The sequence below is a fragment of the Pseudomonas sp. NPDC087346 genome (assembly GCF_044744235.1).
In the GTDB taxonomy this organism is placed as follows: Bacteria; Pseudomonadota; Gammaproteobacteria; order Pseudomonadales; family Pseudomonadaceae; genus Aquipseudomonas.
Window position 1 is genome coordinate 24,469 of sequence record NZ_JBIUXX010000054.1, and the last position, 15,163, is coordinate 39,631.

Annotated in this window: 16 protein-coding genes and 1 pseudogene; 10 read left to right on the plus strand and 7 right to left on the minus strand. The window is 57.1% G+C overall.

Annotated features, from left to right (window positions below; translation table 11 throughout):
* The 4 genes from groEL to ACIOZM_RS24920 all read right to left on the minus strand — a co-directional run.
* The coding region (gene groEL / locus ACIOZM_RS24905; RefSeq protein ID WP_401218574.1) for a chaperonin GroEL at positions 1–897 on the minus strand (897 nt) is incomplete at its 3' end.
* 49 nt (positions 898–946) lie between these two features.
* Positions 947–1,240 carry a co-chaperone GroES gene (locus ACIOZM_RS24910; RefSeq protein WP_003193940.1) on the minus strand — a complete coding sequence of 98 codons (294 nt, stop codon included), beginning with the start codon at positions 1,238–1,240 and terminating at the stop codon, positions 947–949.
* 247 nt (positions 1,241–1,487) lie between these two features.
* Positions 1,488–1,964 (minus strand): FxsA family protein, encoded by a 477-nt coding sequence (locus tag ACIOZM_RS24915; RefSeq protein ID WP_401218577.1) that lies wholly within the window; start codon positions 1,962–1,964, stop codon positions 1,488–1,490.
* A gap of 65 nt (positions 1,965–2,029) precedes the next feature.
* Complete coding sequence (locus tag ACIOZM_RS24920; protein ID WP_401218579.1) at positions 2,030–2,761, minus strand: HugZ family protein; 732 nt, start codon at positions 2,759–2,761, stop codon at positions 2,030–2,032.
* 165 nt (positions 2,762–2,926) lie between these two features.
* Between ACIOZM_RS24920 and ACIOZM_RS24925 the strand changes: the two genes are divergently transcribed.
* On the plus strand, positions 2,927–3,685 hold the full coding sequence (locus ACIOZM_RS24925; protein WP_401218582.1) for an SDR family oxidoreductase: 759 nt from the start codon (positions 2,927–2,929) through the stop codon (positions 3,683–3,685).
* 128 nt (positions 3,686–3,813) lie between these two features.
* Here the strand turns inward: ACIOZM_RS24925 and apbC are convergent, their stop codons facing one another.
* Entirely contained in the window at positions 3,814–4,908 is a 1,095-nt protein-coding gene (gene apbC, locus ACIOZM_RS24930) for an iron-sulfur cluster carrier protein ApbC (RefSeq protein ID WP_401218585.1), read from the minus strand.
* Positions 4,909–5,163: 255 nt separating this feature from the next.
* On the opposite strand from apbC, the gene metG reads away from it, so the two are divergent.
* The 8 genes from metG to ACIOZM_RS24970 all read left to right on the plus strand — a co-directional run bounded on the left by metG (position 5,164) and on the right by ACIOZM_RS24970 (position 11,990).
* Positions 5,164–7,215 carry a methionine--tRNA ligase gene (gene metG / locus ACIOZM_RS24935; RefSeq protein WP_401218587.1) on the plus strand — a complete coding sequence of 684 codons (2,052 nt, stop codon included), beginning with the start codon at positions 5,164–5,166 and terminating at the stop codon, positions 7,213–7,215.
* A gap of 114 nt (positions 7,216–7,329) precedes the next feature.
* Entirely contained in the window at positions 7,330–7,899 is a 570-nt protein-coding gene (locus ACIOZM_RS24940; protein WP_401218589.1) for an electron transport complex protein RnfA, read from the plus strand.
* On the plus strand, positions 7,896–8,918 hold the full coding sequence (gene rsxB, locus ACIOZM_RS24945; protein WP_401218591.1) for an electron transport complex subunit RsxB: 1,023 nt from the start codon (positions 7,896–7,898) through the stop codon (positions 8,916–8,918). Before ACIOZM_RS24940 ends, rsxB begins: the two co-directional genes overlap by 4 nt.
* Positions 8,905–9,888 carry an RnfABCDGE type electron transport complex subunit D gene (locus ACIOZM_RS24950; RefSeq protein WP_401218594.1) on the plus strand — a complete coding sequence of 328 codons (984 nt, stop codon included), beginning with the start codon at positions 8,905–8,907 and terminating at the stop codon, positions 9,886–9,888. The genes rsxB and ACIOZM_RS24950 overlap by 14 nt, the downstream gene beginning before the upstream one ends.
* Entirely contained in the window at positions 9,885–10,490 is a 606-nt protein-coding gene (locus tag ACIOZM_RS24955; RefSeq protein ID WP_401218597.1) for an RnfABCDGE type electron transport complex subunit G, read from the plus strand. Before ACIOZM_RS24950 ends, ACIOZM_RS24955 begins: the two co-directional genes overlap by 4 nt.
* On the plus strand, positions 10,487–11,068 hold the full coding sequence (locus tag ACIOZM_RS24960; RefSeq protein WP_401218599.1) for an Rnf-Nqr domain containing protein: 582 nt from the start codon (positions 10,487–10,489) through the stop codon (positions 11,066–11,068). The genes ACIOZM_RS24955 and ACIOZM_RS24960 overlap by 4 nt, the downstream gene beginning before the upstream one ends.
* The gene (gene nth / locus ACIOZM_RS24965; protein WP_401218602.1) at positions 11,065–11,703 is read left to right on the plus strand and encodes an endonuclease III; all 639 of its coding nucleotides are present in this window, start codon (positions 11,065–11,067) and stop codon (positions 11,701–11,703) included. Before ACIOZM_RS24960 ends, nth begins: the two co-directional genes overlap by 4 nt.
* Positions 11,704–11,810: 107 nt before the next feature.
* Positions 11,811–11,990: a PA3496 family putative envelope integrity protein gene (locus ACIOZM_RS24970; protein ID WP_401218605.1), complete on the plus strand. Its 180-nt coding sequence runs from the start codon at positions 11,811–11,813 to the stop codon at positions 11,988–11,990.
* A gap of 89 nt (positions 11,991–12,079) precedes the next feature.
* On the opposite strand, the gene ACIOZM_RS24975 is transcribed toward ACIOZM_RS24970, so the two are convergent.
* Positions 12,080–12,706, minus strand: coding sequence for a response regulator (locus ACIOZM_RS24975; RefSeq protein ID WP_401218608.1), 627 nt, complete (start codon positions 12,704–12,706; stop codon positions 12,080–12,082).
* Between the two features lie 507 nt (positions 12,707–13,213).
* Between ACIOZM_RS24975 and ACIOZM_RS24980 the strand changes: the two genes are divergently transcribed.
* Positions 13,214–13,840, plus strand: coding sequence for a hypothetical protein (locus ACIOZM_RS24980; protein WP_401218611.1), 627 nt, complete (start codon positions 13,214–13,216; stop codon positions 13,838–13,840).
* 149 nt (positions 13,841–13,989) lie between these two features.
* On the opposite strand, the pseudogene ACIOZM_RS24985 reads toward ACIOZM_RS24980, so the two are convergent.
* Positions 13,990–15,075: pseudogene (locus ACIOZM_RS24985) on the minus strand (argininosuccinate synthase); the annotation flags it as partial.
* Positions 15,076–15,163 lie beyond the last annotated feature (88 nt).

Genomic DNA, 15,163 nt, shown 5'->3' on the forward strand with positions numbered 1-15,163 from the left:
GGTACCGCCGGTCAGTACAGCGATGTCCTGCAGCATGGCCTTGCGACGGTCGCCGAAGCCTGGAGCCTTGACGGCTGCAACCTTGACGATGCCACGCATGTTGTTCACTACCAGAGTCGCCAGGGCTTCGCCTTCAACGTCTTCCGATACGATCAGCAGTGGACGGCCGGCTTTGGCAACGGCTTCCAGCACTGGCAGCATTTCGCGGATGTTCGAGATCTTTTTGTCGACCAGCAGGATCAGCGGGCTGTCCAGCTCGGCAACCATGGTTTCCGGCTTGTTGACGAAGTACGGGGACAGGTAGCCACGGTCGAACTGCATGCCTTCAACAACCGACAGTTGGTTTTCCAGGCCAGTGCCTTCCTCAACGGTTATCACGCCTTCTTTACCGACTTTTTCCATGGCTTCGGCAATGATGTCGCCGATGGAGTTGTCGGAGTTGGCGGAGATGGTGCCTACCTGAGCGATTGCCTTGAAGTCAGCGCATGGCTTGGACAGGTTTTTCAGCTCTTTGACAATGGCGATGGTCGCCTTGTCGATGCCGCGCTTCAGGTCCATCGGGTTCATGCCGGCAGCGACGGCTTTCAGGCCTTCGTTGACGATCGACTGAGCCAGAACGGTAGCGGTGGTAGTACCGTCACCAGCGTCATCGTTGGCACGGGAGGCAACGTCTATGACCAGCTGCGCGCCCATGTTTTCGAAACGATCTTCGAGTTCGATTTCTTTGGCGACGGAAACGCCGTCCTTGGTGATGGTCGGAGCGCCGAAGCTCTTCTCGATGATCACGTTACGGCCTTTCGGGCCCAGGGTCGCTTTTAATGCGTCAGCCAGGACGTTGACACCGGTGAGCATTTTCTTGCGGGCGGAATCGCCGAATTTAACTTCTTTAGCAGCCATGATCGATATTCCTTAAATACTTTGTAGTAACGGGAAAATGAGCGGGGAATCAGTCTTCCAGTACGGCGAGAATCTCGTTCTCAGCCATTACCAGCAGATCTTCGCCGTCGACTTTCACAGTGTTGCTGCCGGAGTAAGGACCGAACACGACCTTGTCGCCGACTTTAACGGCCAACGCACGTACGTCACCGTTTTCCAGAGTCTTGCCCGGGCCTGCAGCGACGATCACACCGTGGTTGGCTTTTTCAGCAGCCGAACCTGGCAGGACGATACCGCCAGCGGTTTTCTTTTCTTCTTCGCTGCGACGGATTACGACGCGGTCATGCAGAGGACGAAGCTTCATTGTCGATCTCTCCTAATTGTGGTTTTCATCGGCCGGTGTATTCCCGGCGGGTTTAACGAATCCGGCCTGCGCCGGGTGCGACTCGTCGAGCGAATCGCGGAAGTCTGTCCGACTCAAATGCCGGAAACCTTTCGGTGACCGATACATAAGGGCGCATAAGCTTATTACAAGGGCGAAGGCAGAAAAATTTTCATTCGAAAGCCCATAAACGGACACGGCACCCGAAGGTGCCGTGTCGATGCAGATTTTACTTGGGGTCGCGGTGTTCGAACTCGCCTTCGATCACATCACCCTCGCGGCCCAAAGGCTGACGCGGTGCTGGACCGCCACGGGGTTGCAGGTCGTCGGCGAACGCGCGCTGACGCATGGCCTGTTCCTCGGCACGCTGACGCATCTTGTTCGCCAGCAGACGACGGCTGAACGGCAGCAACATCACCAGACCGACCACGTCGCTGATGAAACCCGGCAGGATCAGCAGGCCACCGGCCAGTGCCAGCATCAAACCTTCCAGCATGGTTTGCGCGGGCAGTTCGCCGCGGTTCAAGCTTTCACGGGCACGCAGTGCGGTAGCCAGTCCGGCGACGCGCAGCACGAAAACGCCGAACATCGAGCCGAGAATGATCAGCAGCAGGGCCGGGAAAAACCCGATCGCCCCTGCCACTTTGACGAATACGAACAGCTCCAACACCGGAAACAGCAGAAAGAGCAACAAAAAAGGGCGCATCAAAGATTCCTCTACGCAAGAAATGCCTTGCAGTAAGCCTTAGATGACGTCGCCCTTTCGTGAATTCAAGCGTCGGCCACTGCATTTTTTGGCCAATGCTCGGCGTGAGCCAGTAAAACCAAGGCTTCGCGCACTTGTGTCGGCGTATTACATGGCGTTTGAAACGGCAGCCAGTACAGCGCCTGACCAATGCGCAGGTGCATGCCTTCGGTGTCGATCCCGGCCATTTGTGCCGGCACGCTTTTCGGCAGACCGGCCAGATCCACGTAATGCGCGATGGCTTTGGCGTGGTCGCTGTTCATATGCTCGACCATGCTGACTTCGGCCTTGCCGGCGAACGGGTTGGCCAGGGTCAGTTGATCGACCCAGTGAATCGCGCCGAAACCGCCGATGTAGCGGTGACGTACCGGATTGAGCACCCAGAAATCGAAGTCGTGGGCCTTGTGGTAGTTCTGCGAATCGGGGAAGTAGCGGTAATAGCGCTCGGCAGCGGCTTCGATGGCCGCCGGATATTCGATCTTTTGCGCCTCGGCCAGATAGGTCAGGCGACCAACAGCCTGCACGTCATCCGCCTCACGTTCACCGACCAGAAGCGAGCACTTCGGGTCTTTTTGCAGGTTATGGGTGTGCTGGGCAATGCGGCTGATCAGGATCAGCGGCTGGCCGTGCTCGTCGAGGCAATAAGGAACCACAGAGCCGAACGGGAAACCGGGCATCGACTTGGAGTGGGTCGACAGCACCCCACGGTATTCCTTGAGAAGCAATTCTCGGGCATTCTTGGCCGCTTCAACGCTCAATTTATGACTCCTTAAATAGAATCCGTCGAAAAAACGGACAGGCGCCTGGGGATAAGTTCCCGGTCACGCCATCGGGGCAGTTCTCATGTGCAGCCAGGCCACGTCGGGCGCAAATCGAGAGGCCCTCTAAAGGAAACCACTCTGACCTGCTATCGGGGCATGCGAATGCAACTCAACGACAAAGTAATCATTATCACCGGCGGTTGCCAGGGTTTGGGCCGTTCCATGGCCGAGTATTTCGCCGGTAAAGGCGCGAAGCTGGCGCTGGTGGATCTGAATCAGGAAAAACTCGACGACGCCGTCGCCGCCTGCAAAGCCAAAGGTGTCGAGGCGCGCAGCTATCTGTGCAACGTCGCCAATGAAGAGCAGGTCGAGCACATGGTCGCTCAAGTAGCTGCCGATTTTGGTGCGATCCACGGCCTGATCAACAACGCCGGCATTCTGCGCGACGGCCTGCTGCTGAAGGTCAAGGATGGCGAAATGACCAAGATGAGCCTGGCCCAATGGCAGGCCGTCATCGACGTCAACCTGACCGGCGTGTTCCTCTGCACCCGTGAAGTCGCGGCGAAAATGGTCGAGCTGAAAAACAGCGGCGCGATCATCAATATCTCGTCGATCTCGCGTGCCGGTAACGTTGGCCAGACCAACTACTCCGCCGCCAAGGCCGGTGTTGCAGCGGCAACCGTGACCTGGGCCAAGGAACTGGCGCGTTACGGCATTCGCGTGGCAGGCATTGCGCCGGGCTTCATCGAAACCGAGATGACGTTGGGCATGAAACCGGAAGCGCTGGAGAAGATGACTGCAGGCATCCCGCTCAAGCGCATGGGCAAACCGGAAGAGATCGCCCATTCGGCGGCGTACATCTTTGAAAACGACTATTACACCGGTCGGATTCTGGAGATGGATGGCGGGTTGCGGATCTAAATCCCACCGCAAAAACAACTGTGGGAGCTAGCCTGCTAGCGATTGCGGTGGTTCATCCAACCTATTGTTGAATGTTAATCCGCTATCGCCAGCAGGCTGGCTCCCACATTTGATAGTGTGTCAGGCCATTAATCGTCGCTGATGGTGATGTTCGGCATCGCCGGCGATGCGGCTTCCTGCAACACGATCCGCGCACCAACATGGCGAGCCAGTTCCTGGTAGACCATCGCTATCTGGCTGTCCGGCTCGGCGATGACCGTCGGTTTGCCGCCATCAGCCTGTTCACGGATCAGCATCGACAACGGCAGCGAAGCCAACAACTCGACGCCGTACTGGGTCGCCAGTTTCTCGCCACCGCCCTCACCGAACAGATGCTCGGCATGTCCACAGTTCGAGCAGATGTGCACGGCCATGTTTTCCACCACACCGAGCACCGGAATATTGACCTTGCGGAACATTTCCACGCCTTTGCGCGCGTCCAGCAGTGCCAGATCCTGCGGGGTGGTAACGATTACGGCACCAGCCACCGGGACTTTCTGCGCCAGGGTCAGCTGGATATCGCCGGTGCCTGGCGGCATGTCGATCACCAGATAATCCAGGTCGCCCCACGCGGTTTGCGTGACCAGTTGCAGCAAGGCACCGGAGACCATCGGACCGCGCCAGACCATCGGCGTGTTGTCATCGGTCAGGAACGCCATCGACATGACTTCGACGCCGTGGGCCTTGAGCGGTACGAACCACTTCTGATCCTTGATCTCAGGGCGGGTGCGCTCGGGGATGCCGAACATGATGCCTTGGCTCGGACCGTAGATATCAGCGTCGAGAATCCCGACCTTGGCGCCTTCACGGGACAGTGCCAGCGCGAGGTTGGCGGCGGTGGTCGACTTGCCGACGCCACCTTTGCCGGAGGCGACGGCGACCACGTTCTTGACGTTGGCCAGCCCGGGAATCTGCGCCTGAGCCTTGTGCGCGGCGATCACGCTGTTGACCTCGACCCTTGCGATCACTACGCCTTCAAGGTTTTCGATGGCCAGTTGCAGCAATTGCGCCCAGCCGCTCTTGAACAGACCAGCGGCGTAGCCGATTTCCAGCTTCACGCTAACGCGGTCGCCGTCGATCTGAATGTCGCGCACGCACCCGGCGCTGACCGGGTCCTGATTCAGGTAAGGGTCGGTGTATTGGCTGAGGACGGCTTCCACCGCTGCGCGAGTGACGGCGCTCATGGGCAACTCCGATAACAAGACTGGGAAAAGATGACGGGTATCGTACCCCGCAGATTCATTTGTGTTCAGGAGATTTATAGCCAAACACATTACTTGAGCTGGAAAACCATTGTGGTGAGGCCACATTCACATCAAAAGGTTTCCTGGGCTCAAATTAAGTGGCTGCCGCATCCGGAAACAGGCTCACGGGGTGAAAAATATGCGCCAGCGCTTTATAGTGGCCGACCTCCGTTTCATCAAGTAGCGAAGCCCCACATGTCCGAGCCACGCAAGATCCTCGTCACCAGCGCCCTGCCCTACGCCAATGGTTCGATCCACCTTGGCCATATGCTGGAATACATCCAGACCGATATGTGGGTGCGCTTCCAGAAGCATCGCGGCAATCAATGCATCTACGTCTGCGCCGACGACGCCCACGGTTCGGCGATCATGCTGCGCGCAGAAAAGGAAGGCATCACCCCGGAACAACTGATCGCCAACGTCCAGGCTGAACACAGCGCCGACTTTGCCGAGTTCCTGGTCGACTTCGACAACTTCCACTCCACTCACGCTGAAGAAAACCGTGAGCTGTCGAGCCAGATCTACCTCAAGCTGCGTGACGCCGGGCACATCGCCCAACGCTCGATCACTCAGTATTTCGACCCGGAAAAGAAAATGTTCCTGGCCGACCGCTTCATCAAGGGCACCTGTCCAAAATGCGGCACCGAAGACCAGTACGGCGACAACTGCGAAAAATGCGGTGCAACCTATGCTCCGACCGATCTGAAAGACCCGAAGTCGGCCATCTCCGGCGCCACTCCGGTACTCAAGGATTCGCAGCACTTCTTCTTCAAACTGCCAGACTTCCAGCAGATGCTGCAGACCTGGACCCGCAGCGGCACTCTGCAAGACGCCGTGGCGAACAAGATCGCCGAATGGCTGGACGCCGGCCTGCAACAGTGGGACATCTCCCGCGATGCGCCGTATTTCGGTTTCGAGATCCCCGACGAGCCGGGCAAATATTTCTACGTGTGGCTGGATGCGCCAATCGGCTACATGGCCAGCTTCAAAAACCTCTGCGACCGCACGCCGGAGCTGGACTTCGACGCGTTCTGGAGCAAGGACTCCACCGCCGAGCTGTACCACTTCATCGGCAAGGACATCGTCAATTTCCACGCACTGTTCTGGCCAGCGATGCTTGAAGGCGCGGGCTACCGCAAGCCGACCGGCATCAACGTGCACGGCTACCTGACCGTCAACGGCCAGAAAATGTCGAAATCCCGTGGCACGTTCATCAAGGCACGTACTTACCTTGATCACCTGTCGCCGGAATACCTGCGCTACTACTACGCGGCCAAGCTGGGCCGTGGCGTCGATGACCTCGACCTGAACCTCGAAGACTTCGTGCAGAAGGTCAACTCCGACCTGGTCGGCAAAGTGGTCAACATCGCCAGCCGTTGCGCCGGGTTCATTCAAAAGGGCAACGCCGGCCTGCTGGTCGACACCAACGCCGCGCCGGAACTGACCGAAGCGTTCCGCGCTGCTGCGCCGAGCATTGCCGACGCCTATGAAGCGCGCGACTTCGCCCGTGCCATGCGTGAAACCATGGCCCTGGCCGACCGCGCCAACGCGTGGATCGCCGACAAGGCGCCATGGTCGCTGAACAAGCAGGAAGGCAAACAGGCTGAAGTGCAGGCGATCTGCGCCACCGCAATCAACCTGTTCCGCCAACTGGTGATCTTCCTCAAACCGGTGCTGCCGCTGCTGGCCGCCGATGCCGAGGCGTTCCTCAACGTTGCGCCGCTGACCTGGAACGACCACACCACCCTGCTGGCCAATCATCAGTTGAACGAGTTCAAGCCGCTGATGACCCGCATCGACCCGGTAAAAGTACAAGCCATGAGCGACGCTTCGAAAGAAGACCTGACCGCCAGCCAGACCGACACCGGCGAAGCCAAACCTGCGGGCAACGGCGAACTGGCCAAAGACCCGCTATCGCCGGAAATCGACTTTGACGCCTTCGCTGCGGTGGATCTGCGTGTTGCATTGATCATCAAGGCCGAAGCCGTTGAAGGCGCCGACAAGCTGCTGCGCCTGACCCTGGATATCGGTGACGAGCAACGCAACGTGTTCTCGGGCATCAAGAGCGCTTACCCGGACCCGTCCAAGCTCGACGGTCGCCTGACCATGATGATCGCCAACCTCAAGCCGCGGAAAATGAAGTTCGGCATCTCCGAAGGCATGGTGATGGCGGCCGGCCCTGGCGGTGAAGAAATTTACCTGCTGAGCCCGGACAGCGGCGCCAAGCCGGGTCAACGCATCAAGTAAGGCTCTGCAATAAATCGATCCCACAGGCGTGCCCCGCATGCCTGTGGGATTTTTCATATCTGCCCGGATAATGCCTAACCTTAACTGACACTCGCCCGTTTTGCTGGCAGACCCATGACCGAACTTGTGCTTACGCTGATCAGTGCCGCCCTGCTCAACAACTTCGTGTTGCACTGGCCGCTGGGCGTCGATCCGCTGCTGGCCGGCAGTCGTCGTCAGGTGCATGCGCTGGGGCTGGCGACGGTGTGCCTGATGCTGATCGTTGGTGTCATTGGCTATGTGATCTGGCGCTGGCTGCTGGTGCCGCTGCAACTCGAAGCGCTGCGACTGTTTGTGTTCCTGCCGCTGAGCGTGTTGCTGATCGCCCCGCTGCTGAAGTTGCTGGCGCGCTGGCTGCCGGCATGGCCGTTCGACGGGTTATGGCCGTTACTACTCGGCAATGCCGGGGTGTTGGGGCTGGCGCTGATCAATGCGCAAAACGATCAAGGTTTGTTGCATGCGGCAGCTCTGAGCCTCGGCGCAGGTCTGGGCTTCTGGCTGGTATTGAGCCTGTTCTGTGACTTGCGCGAGCGCACCGCCGCCAACGATATTCCTCTGCCCTTTCGCGGCCTGCCGATCGAACTGATCGGCGCCGGACTGATCGCGGTGATTTTTCTCGGATTCAGTGGACTGATCAAAACATGAGTCTGATTCAACGCATCGATGCCCTCTTGCCGCAGACCCAATGCGGCAAATGTGGCCATCCCGGATGCAAACCGTACGCTGAAGGCATCGCCAACGGCGAGCTGATCAACAAGTGCCCGCCAGGTGGCGATGAAACCATCGCCGCCCTCGCCGAGCTGTTGAAAGTGCCGGTACTGGAGCTGGACATCAGCCGTGGCTCGGCGCCGCCGCAGGTTGCCTTTATTCGTGAAGCCGAGTGCATTGGCTGCACCAAGTGCATTCAAGCCTGCCCGATTGACGCCATCGTCGGTGCGGCGAAATTGATGCACACCGTGCTGATCGACGAATGCACCGGTTGCGACCTGTGCGTGGCGCCGTGCCCGGTGGATTGCATCGAAATGCATCCGTTACCGCTGAGCACATTGCCAGTGGTCGGTGGTCTGGCATTCAGTCTTGATGAGCAAAGGGCGAGAGCTGCCAAGCGTGATCATGCGCGCGTGCGCTTTGAGCGGCGTAACGAGCGCCTGCAACGCGAAGAACAGCAGAAACAAGCCGAACGTGAAGCCCGGGCCAAACGAGCGGTGCAGCCGGAAGTCGCAACGCTTGACCCGGTACAGGCTGCACTGGAGCGGGTACGTGCAGCGAAAACAGCAAACACCGATGCAGCGTTGAAAAAAGCCAGGATCGACGTGGCAATGAGCCGTGCGCAATTGCACAAATCGCTGAAAGCCTTCGGCCATCCGCCGACGTATGAGCAACAGGCGCAACTGGTGGTCATGCAACAGCAATTCGAAGCTGCGGAACAGGCGCTGGCGAAGCTGGAAAGCAGCACGCCCGCAACGCCTACGCCGCCCCCGGCAAAGGACGCTGATCTGAAACGAGCGAAAATCCAGCTGGCGATGCGTCGCGCCGAACTGAAAAAAGCGCAATCAGCGGAGGCTGCACCGCAACAAATCGCAACACTGGAACAGGCGCTGCGCGATGCCGAGCAAGCATTGCAAGAAGCCGAGCGCCAGGTACAAGTTCATGTCACGCCTTGAAGCGCCGGATGATCGCCTGCAACAGGCGATGAAGCTGGTGCTGCTGGCCACGTTGCCAGGGCTGCTCGCTTTGTTCTGGCTGTACGGTTGGGGCGTATTGATCAACTTGATATTGGCGGTAATTACCGCGCTGATCGTCGAGGCTGTTGTAACCCGCCTGCGCCGACAACCATTGCAGTCGACCCTGAGCGACGGCAGCGCAGTGGTCAGTGCGACTCTGCTCGCAGCGGCCCTGCCGCCCTATTGCCCTTGGTGGCTGACGGTGACCGCGATTGCCACAGGCCTGTTGTTTGGCAAGCATTTGTACGGGGGTGTCGGCAAGAATCCGTTCAATCCGGCCATGCTCGGTTTCGCCCTGGCAATGGTGATGTTCCCGCAGCCGATGACCCATTGGCCGGCACATGGCATGGATCTGCTAAGCGCGGTACAGCAAGTGTTTAACCTGGGTCAGGCGCCGGATGCCTGGGTTCAGGCCACGGCACTGGACAGTCTGCATATCAACAAAAGTCTGACCATGGATGAACTGTTCGCCACTAACCCGGCATTCGGCCGTTGGGGTGGGCGCGGTGTGGAATGGGTCAATCTGGCGTTTCTTGCCGGTGGCCTGTTTTTGCTGCAACGTCGGGTATTCGGCTGGCATGCGCCGGTCGGCATGCTCGCCAGCCTGTTCGTCGTCAGCCTGCTGTGCTGGAACGGTTCGGGCTCTGATTCGCATGGCTCGCCGCTGTTTCATTTGCTCAGCGGCGCAACCATGCTCGGCGCGTTTTTCATCATTACCGAGCCGGTCTCTGGCGCCAAAAGCCCTCTGGCCCGGTTGTTGTTCGGCGTCGGCGTGGGACTGCTGACTTATCTGATACGCACTTGGGGCGGTTACCCCGACGGTGTCGCGTTTGCCGTTCTGTTGATGAACCTCTGTGTGCCGGCGCTGGAACGCTTTGCCGCTGCTCGTCAGACGCAGGTGACGCCATGAAGCGCCCTGCTGCACTGATCATCCTATTGCTGTTGGCCATCGTCGGTATCGGCACGACGTACGTAGTGCAGCGCAGCAGCGCGCCGTACATCGCTGCCGAGCAGCGCTTGATCGACAGTCACAAACTGCTCGATATGCTCGCTGCCAACTCTTATGACAATCAACCGCTGGAGCAACCGCTGCCATTAAGCGACATCGCGCTGAGCCACAGCACGCTGCTCGGCGGTTATCGCGCCACCCGCGCCGGGACCCCGGTGGCGGTATTGCTGCGTAGTCAGACTCAGGGTTATGCCGGCCCCATCGAATTGCTGATCGCCATTGATGCCAACGGCAAACTGCTCGGGGTGAAAACGCTCAAACAAACCGAGACCCCGGCACTCGGCGGGCATATCGGCGACTGGCCGAATACGTGGCTCGCGGCGTTCTCCGGCAAATCGAACAATGAGCCTTCCGATAATGGCTGGGCATTAAAAAAGGATCAGGGGCAATTCGATCAGATAGCCGGCGCAACCATTACTTCCCGTGCTGCGATCAACGCGATCCACGATGCACTGCGCTATTTCGATGAGCACCGCGCCGCATTACTGGAGAACGGACCATGAACCGCTCGGCCAACCTGACAAACTCTATGTTGCTGGTGCTGTTGCTTGGCAGCACTGACACGCTGGTGGGTGCACTGGGCACGCTGTTGATATTCAGCGTTGTCGTCGGCATTTATGGTTTGTGCATCAGCCCGCTACGTTCGCGGCTGTCCGGCACTGGTTTTTTGCTGGCCAGTCTGCTGCTGGCCGCCACATTGAGCAGTTGTGCACAGATTCTCACGCAACGCTGGTCGCTGCCATGGCAGCAGACTTACGGCTTCTACGCCGCATTGATCGCCTTGCAATGTGTAGTGCTGGATTACAACGGTTTTTTCCGTCAGACGCTTGCTTCACGCATGAAGCTCTACGGCTTGTTTGTCGGGTTGATGTGCATACTTGCCATGGTGCGCGAACTGCTGGGTCAGGGCAGCATCGGCCGTCATCTGTGCGAACACTGCCAAACCATTATTCTGCTCAGTGACGGGTTACACCTGGCAACTCTGGTGCCTGGCGCCTTCATCTTGCTGGGGCTGCTGCTTGCTGTCCGCCAGGCATGCACTCGCTCGAACGCTATTTCCAAGGAATCACATCGCCCATGAATGCCGCAAAACGTCTGGAAATTTTCCGCAGACTTCATGAAGACAATCCCGAACCAAAGACCGAGTTGGCCTACTCCTCACCTTTCGAATTGTTGATCTCGGTGATTCTCTCGGCGCAATCGACCGATGTCGGCGTCAACAAGGCCACGGCGAAACTGTACCCGGTGGCCAATACCCCAGCAGCAATTCATGCGCTCGGGGTTGAAGGTCTGTCCGAATACATCAAGACCATCGGCCTCTATAACAGCAAAGCGAAAAACGTGATCGAGACCTGCCGTCTGTTGGTCGAGCGCCACGGTGGTGAAGTCCCGCAGACGCGTGAAGAACTCGAAGCCCTGCCCGGCGTCGGTCGCAAGACGGCAAACGTGGTGCTCAACACCGCTTTTCGCCAATTGACCATGGCGGTCGACACGCACATTTTCCGGGTGAGTAACCGCACCGGCATCGCCCCCGGCAAAAATGTGGTCGAGGTGGAAACCAAGCTGATGAAGTTTGTACCCAAAGATTATCTGCTGGATTCCCACCACTGGCTGATTTTGCTCGGACGCTATGTGTGTCTGGCGCGCAAGCCGCGCTGTGGCAGTTGCCGAATCGAAGATTTGTGCGAGTACAAGCACAAAACCTCGGACGATTGATTGGCTATTGAATTTAGTGATCAACCGATTGAAAAAATCTTTTTTACCCGCCGCAGGAATATCGATATAAGGAGCGCCAATGGCAGTCTTAGCCTGGAGTTAACCTTATGAGCACCAGCAAAGAACAATTGGAAGCAGACGACGAGTTTGTTGCTGCAGAGGCTGACGACGCCGAACCGGTGGTCGAGGTGGCCAAGACCAACCTGAGCAAACGCCGCACCATCGACAACATGCTGGAGGAGCGTCGACTGCAAAAGCAGTTGGCCGATTACGATTTTGATCTATGACACCTGAAAGCCTCCCGAAACGGAGGCTTTTTACTTTCTGACGAAAGCTGGCATCGGCCTGCCCACTCCCCCATCGCTGACCGACCGGGTCAGACGAGCCCATTGCGCTGCGCCAACTCGATCAGATCGACCAATGAGCGAGCATTGAGTTTCAACAGCAAACGGGTCTTGTAAGTGCTGACCGTCTTGTTGCTGAGAAACATGCCGTCGGCAATTTCCTTATTGGTCTTGCCCCGTGCCAACTGTTGTAAAACCATCATCTCCCGCCCTGAAAGACGATCCACCATATCGGCTTCACTGGCATTACCCAGACTGGTGCGCACGGTATGCAGCGCCTGATTTGGAAAATAGCTGTAACCGGACAGTACTGCCTTGATCGCACTGAGCAACTCGGTCAGATCCTGCTGCTTGCACACATATCCCGCCGCACCTGATTGCATGCAGCGCATTGAAAAATGCCCCGGCGCCTGAGAGGTCAACACCAGAACTTTCAATGGCATCGCCGTGGAAGTTAGGCGAGCGATAACTTCCAGGCCGTCCAGTTTCGGTATTCCAATATCCAGAATGACAATATCCGGCATTTGTTCTCGCGCAAGTTGCAATGCATCTACGCCATTGTCCGTTTCCGCAATTACTTCGTAGCCATGACGTTCCATCAGCATACGTACCGCGAGTCGAATGACGGGATGATCATCCACGATCAGCACTTTATTCATGGGCAGTCCAGTTTCGCTGTTCGATTTTTTAGAGCACGCACAATATCCTAGTCATTTGCGACATGGCACAAGGGAGTTTCCTCGCACTCCTAGCGAAAGACATTCCCTACAATATTTGAAGACTATTCCTACAAAAATCGAACGTTCATATCCAAACGGATGACTTCAATAACGCTTTCAGATATTCCATGCCTCGAAAGCTGCCCCCTCCAGAACACAGACACCCTAAGTCAAACTGACAGGTAACTGCCACTGCCGGCTAAAAAATGCCATTTCGAATGTGTCTAGTTCAGCGCCCCATTTCTCGAGCCATCAAAAATCAATCAATTACTCCCGCAACATCCAAGGCATCAGTAAGCGTCACTCACAACGATAAACAACCGAAACAAGATACTTCTATCCAAACAGTTTTTTTTCATATAAAAAATGGCATCAAAAACACAACTCAAACCTCTCACAACAACTTTAAGCACAACAACGAGAAAGCAAACTCAATGAGTAAAGAACATGCAAAAAATCCAAAAAAAAATTACCAACCCGATGACCGTAATCGCAATATTTGCATTTATTTCCGAGTCATCCGCCGCTATTTCCCTACCGTTTCTTGATAACAGTGAGCGCGAAATTTATGTTTGGTTCCTTATGAGCTTTCCGTTCTACTTGCTGCTGCTATTCTTTATAACGCTTAACTTTAACTATCGTTCGCTTTACGCACCTTCGGATTTCGACAAGGACGACAGCTTTTTAAAAGTCTTTGAAGAGCCACTGAATACCGGGAGCACTTCACGTTCGAACGCTGGAGAAAAGTCTCTCGACGAAGATGAGAAGCTGCCGGCCCCGACTCCATGGACGGAGCACAATGTCCTGCTGCCCAAACCTTTGGGCAATTTGCGTACGATTGATGTACGCCAGATGAGCAGCCAAAGCGAATTCGAGCATTTGCTGGAAAGCGTCCCACGCCTGACCAAACAGTCGGCCAAGGTCATCATATTTCTTACCGACCCTGTGTCTGACGCGTTACTCAGGCGCATGGCGTTTAGCGTTCAAAAACAGGCGAAGAAAAGTAGTGGTGTGCCGCTGGTTATTGCCTACAACGTATGCACGCAGGCAACTACGGTACTGAAGGGAGTGTGAGGCACAGATCAGCCACATGATGTGGGCGATCAAAACAGTGGCGGGATTTACCGGAAGAGCACAAGCGTTGAATTCAGGCAGGAAACATTTTCAAGGATGACGGCGTTGTCGCAAGACAACGCCGTCATTTCATTCCGGGCCCGCAGGACTCAGAACAGCTTGCGGCCCTTGTTGGCAGCAATGCGCATGCGCAGCGCGTTGAGCTTGATGAAGCCCGCCGCGTCGGCCTGGTTGTAAGCGCCGCCGTCTTCTTCGAAGGTCGCGATGTTGGCGTCGAACAACGATTCGTCAGACTTGCGACCGGTCACGATCACGTTGCCCTTGTACAGTTTCAGGCGAACAACGCCGTTCACATGGGCCTGGGACGCATCGATCATCTGTTGCAGCATCAGACGCTCAGGGCTCCACCAGTAACCGGTGTAGATCAGGCTGGCGTATTTCGGCATCAACTCGTCTTTGAGGTGAGCGACTTCGCGATCCAGTGTGATCGATTCGATGGCGCGGTGAGCGCGCAGCATGATGGTGCCGCCCGGGGTTTCGTAGCAGCCACGGGACTTCATGCCGACGTAACGGTTTTCGACGATGTCGAGACGGCCGATACCGTGCTCACCACCGATCTTGTTCAGCGTCGCCAGCACAGTGGCCGGGGTCATTTCAACGCCGTCCAGTGCAACGATGTCGCCATTGCGGTAGGTCAGTTCCAGGTACTGCGGCTTGTCGGGAGCGTTCTCCGGGGAGACGGTCCACTTCCACATGTCTTCTTCGTGCTCGGTCCAGGTATCTTCCAGCACGCCGCCTTCATAGGAGATATGCAGCAGGTTGGCATCCATCGAGTACGGGGATTTTTTCTTGCCGTGACGCTCGATCGGGATCGCGTGCTTCTCGGCATAGTCCATCAGCTTCTCGCGGGACAGCAGGTCCCACTCGCGCCATGGAGCAATCACTTTCACACCTGGCTTGAGAGCGTAAGCGCCCAGTTCGAAACGAACCTGGTCGTTGCCCTTGCCGGTGGCGCCGTGGGAAATGGCGTCAGCGCCGGTTTCGTTGGCGATTTCGATCAGGCGTTTGGCGATCAGCGGACGAGCGATCGAAGTACCCAGCAGGTACTCGCCTTCGTAAACGGTGTTGGCGCGGAACATCGGGAACACGAAGTCACGCACGAATTCTTCGCGCAGGTCGTCGATATAGATTTCTTTGACGCCCATGGCCTGAGCCTTGGCGCGAGCCGGCTCGACCACTTAGCCCCTAACCCAGAGAGGCGGGGGGGGGCGGAGGGACAGAGAAAAAAAAAAAAAGAGGCAAAAGAAGGAAAAAACAGAATGA

Bases quoted from the DNA above. Each gene is read 5' to 3' on its own strand.
- ACIOZM_RS24910 (WP_003193940.1), bottom strand. From the start codon at position 1,240: ATGAAGCTTCGTCCTCTGCATGACCGCGTCGTAATCCGTCGCAGCGAA.
- ACIOZM_RS24915 (WP_401218577.1), bottom strand. From the start codon at position 1,964: ATGCGCCCTTTTTTGTTGCTCTTTCTGCTGTTTCCGGTGTTGGAGCTG.
- ACIOZM_RS24925 (WP_401218582.1), top strand. From the start codon at position 2,927: ATGCAACTCAACGACAAAGTAATCATTATCACCGGCGGTTGCCAGGGT.
- apbC (WP_401218585.1), bottom strand. From the start codon at position 4,908: ATGAGCGCCGTCACTCGCGCAGCGGTGGAAGCCGTCCTCAGCCAATAC.
- metG (WP_401218587.1), top strand. From the start codon at position 5,164: ATGTCCGAGCCACGCAAGATCCTCGTCACCAGCGCCCTGCCCTACGCC.
- ACIOZM_RS24940 (WP_401218589.1), top strand. From the start codon at position 7,330: ATGACCGAACTTGTGCTTACGCTGATCAGTGCCGCCCTGCTCAACAAC.
- rsxB (WP_401218591.1), top strand. From the start codon at position 7,896: ATGAGTCTGATTCAACGCATCGATGCCCTCTTGCCGCAGACCCAATGC.
- ACIOZM_RS24950 (WP_401218594.1), top strand. From the start codon at position 8,905: ATGTCACGCCTTGAAGCGCCGGATGATCGCCTGCAACAGGCGATGAAG.
- ACIOZM_RS24955 (WP_401218597.1), top strand. From the start codon at position 9,885: ATGAAGCGCCCTGCTGCACTGATCATCCTATTGCTGTTGGCCATCGTC.
- ACIOZM_RS24960 (WP_401218599.1), top strand. From the start codon at position 10,487: ATGAACCGCTCGGCCAACCTGACAAACTCTATGTTGCTGGTGCTGTTG.
- nth (WP_401218602.1), top strand. From the start codon at position 11,065: ATGAATGCCGCAAAACGTCTGGAAATTTTCCGCAGACTTCATGAAGAC.
- ACIOZM_RS24970 (WP_401218605.1), top strand. From the start codon at position 11,811: ATGAGCACCAGCAAAGAACAATTGGAAGCAGACGACGAGTTTGTTGCT.
- ACIOZM_RS24975 (WP_401218608.1), bottom strand. From the start codon at position 12,706: ATGAATAAAGTGCTGATCGTGGATGATCATCCCGTCATTCGACTCGCG.
- ACIOZM_RS24980 (WP_401218611.1), top strand. From the start codon at position 13,214: ATGCAAAAAATCCAAAAAAAAATTACCAACCCGATGACCGTAATCGCA.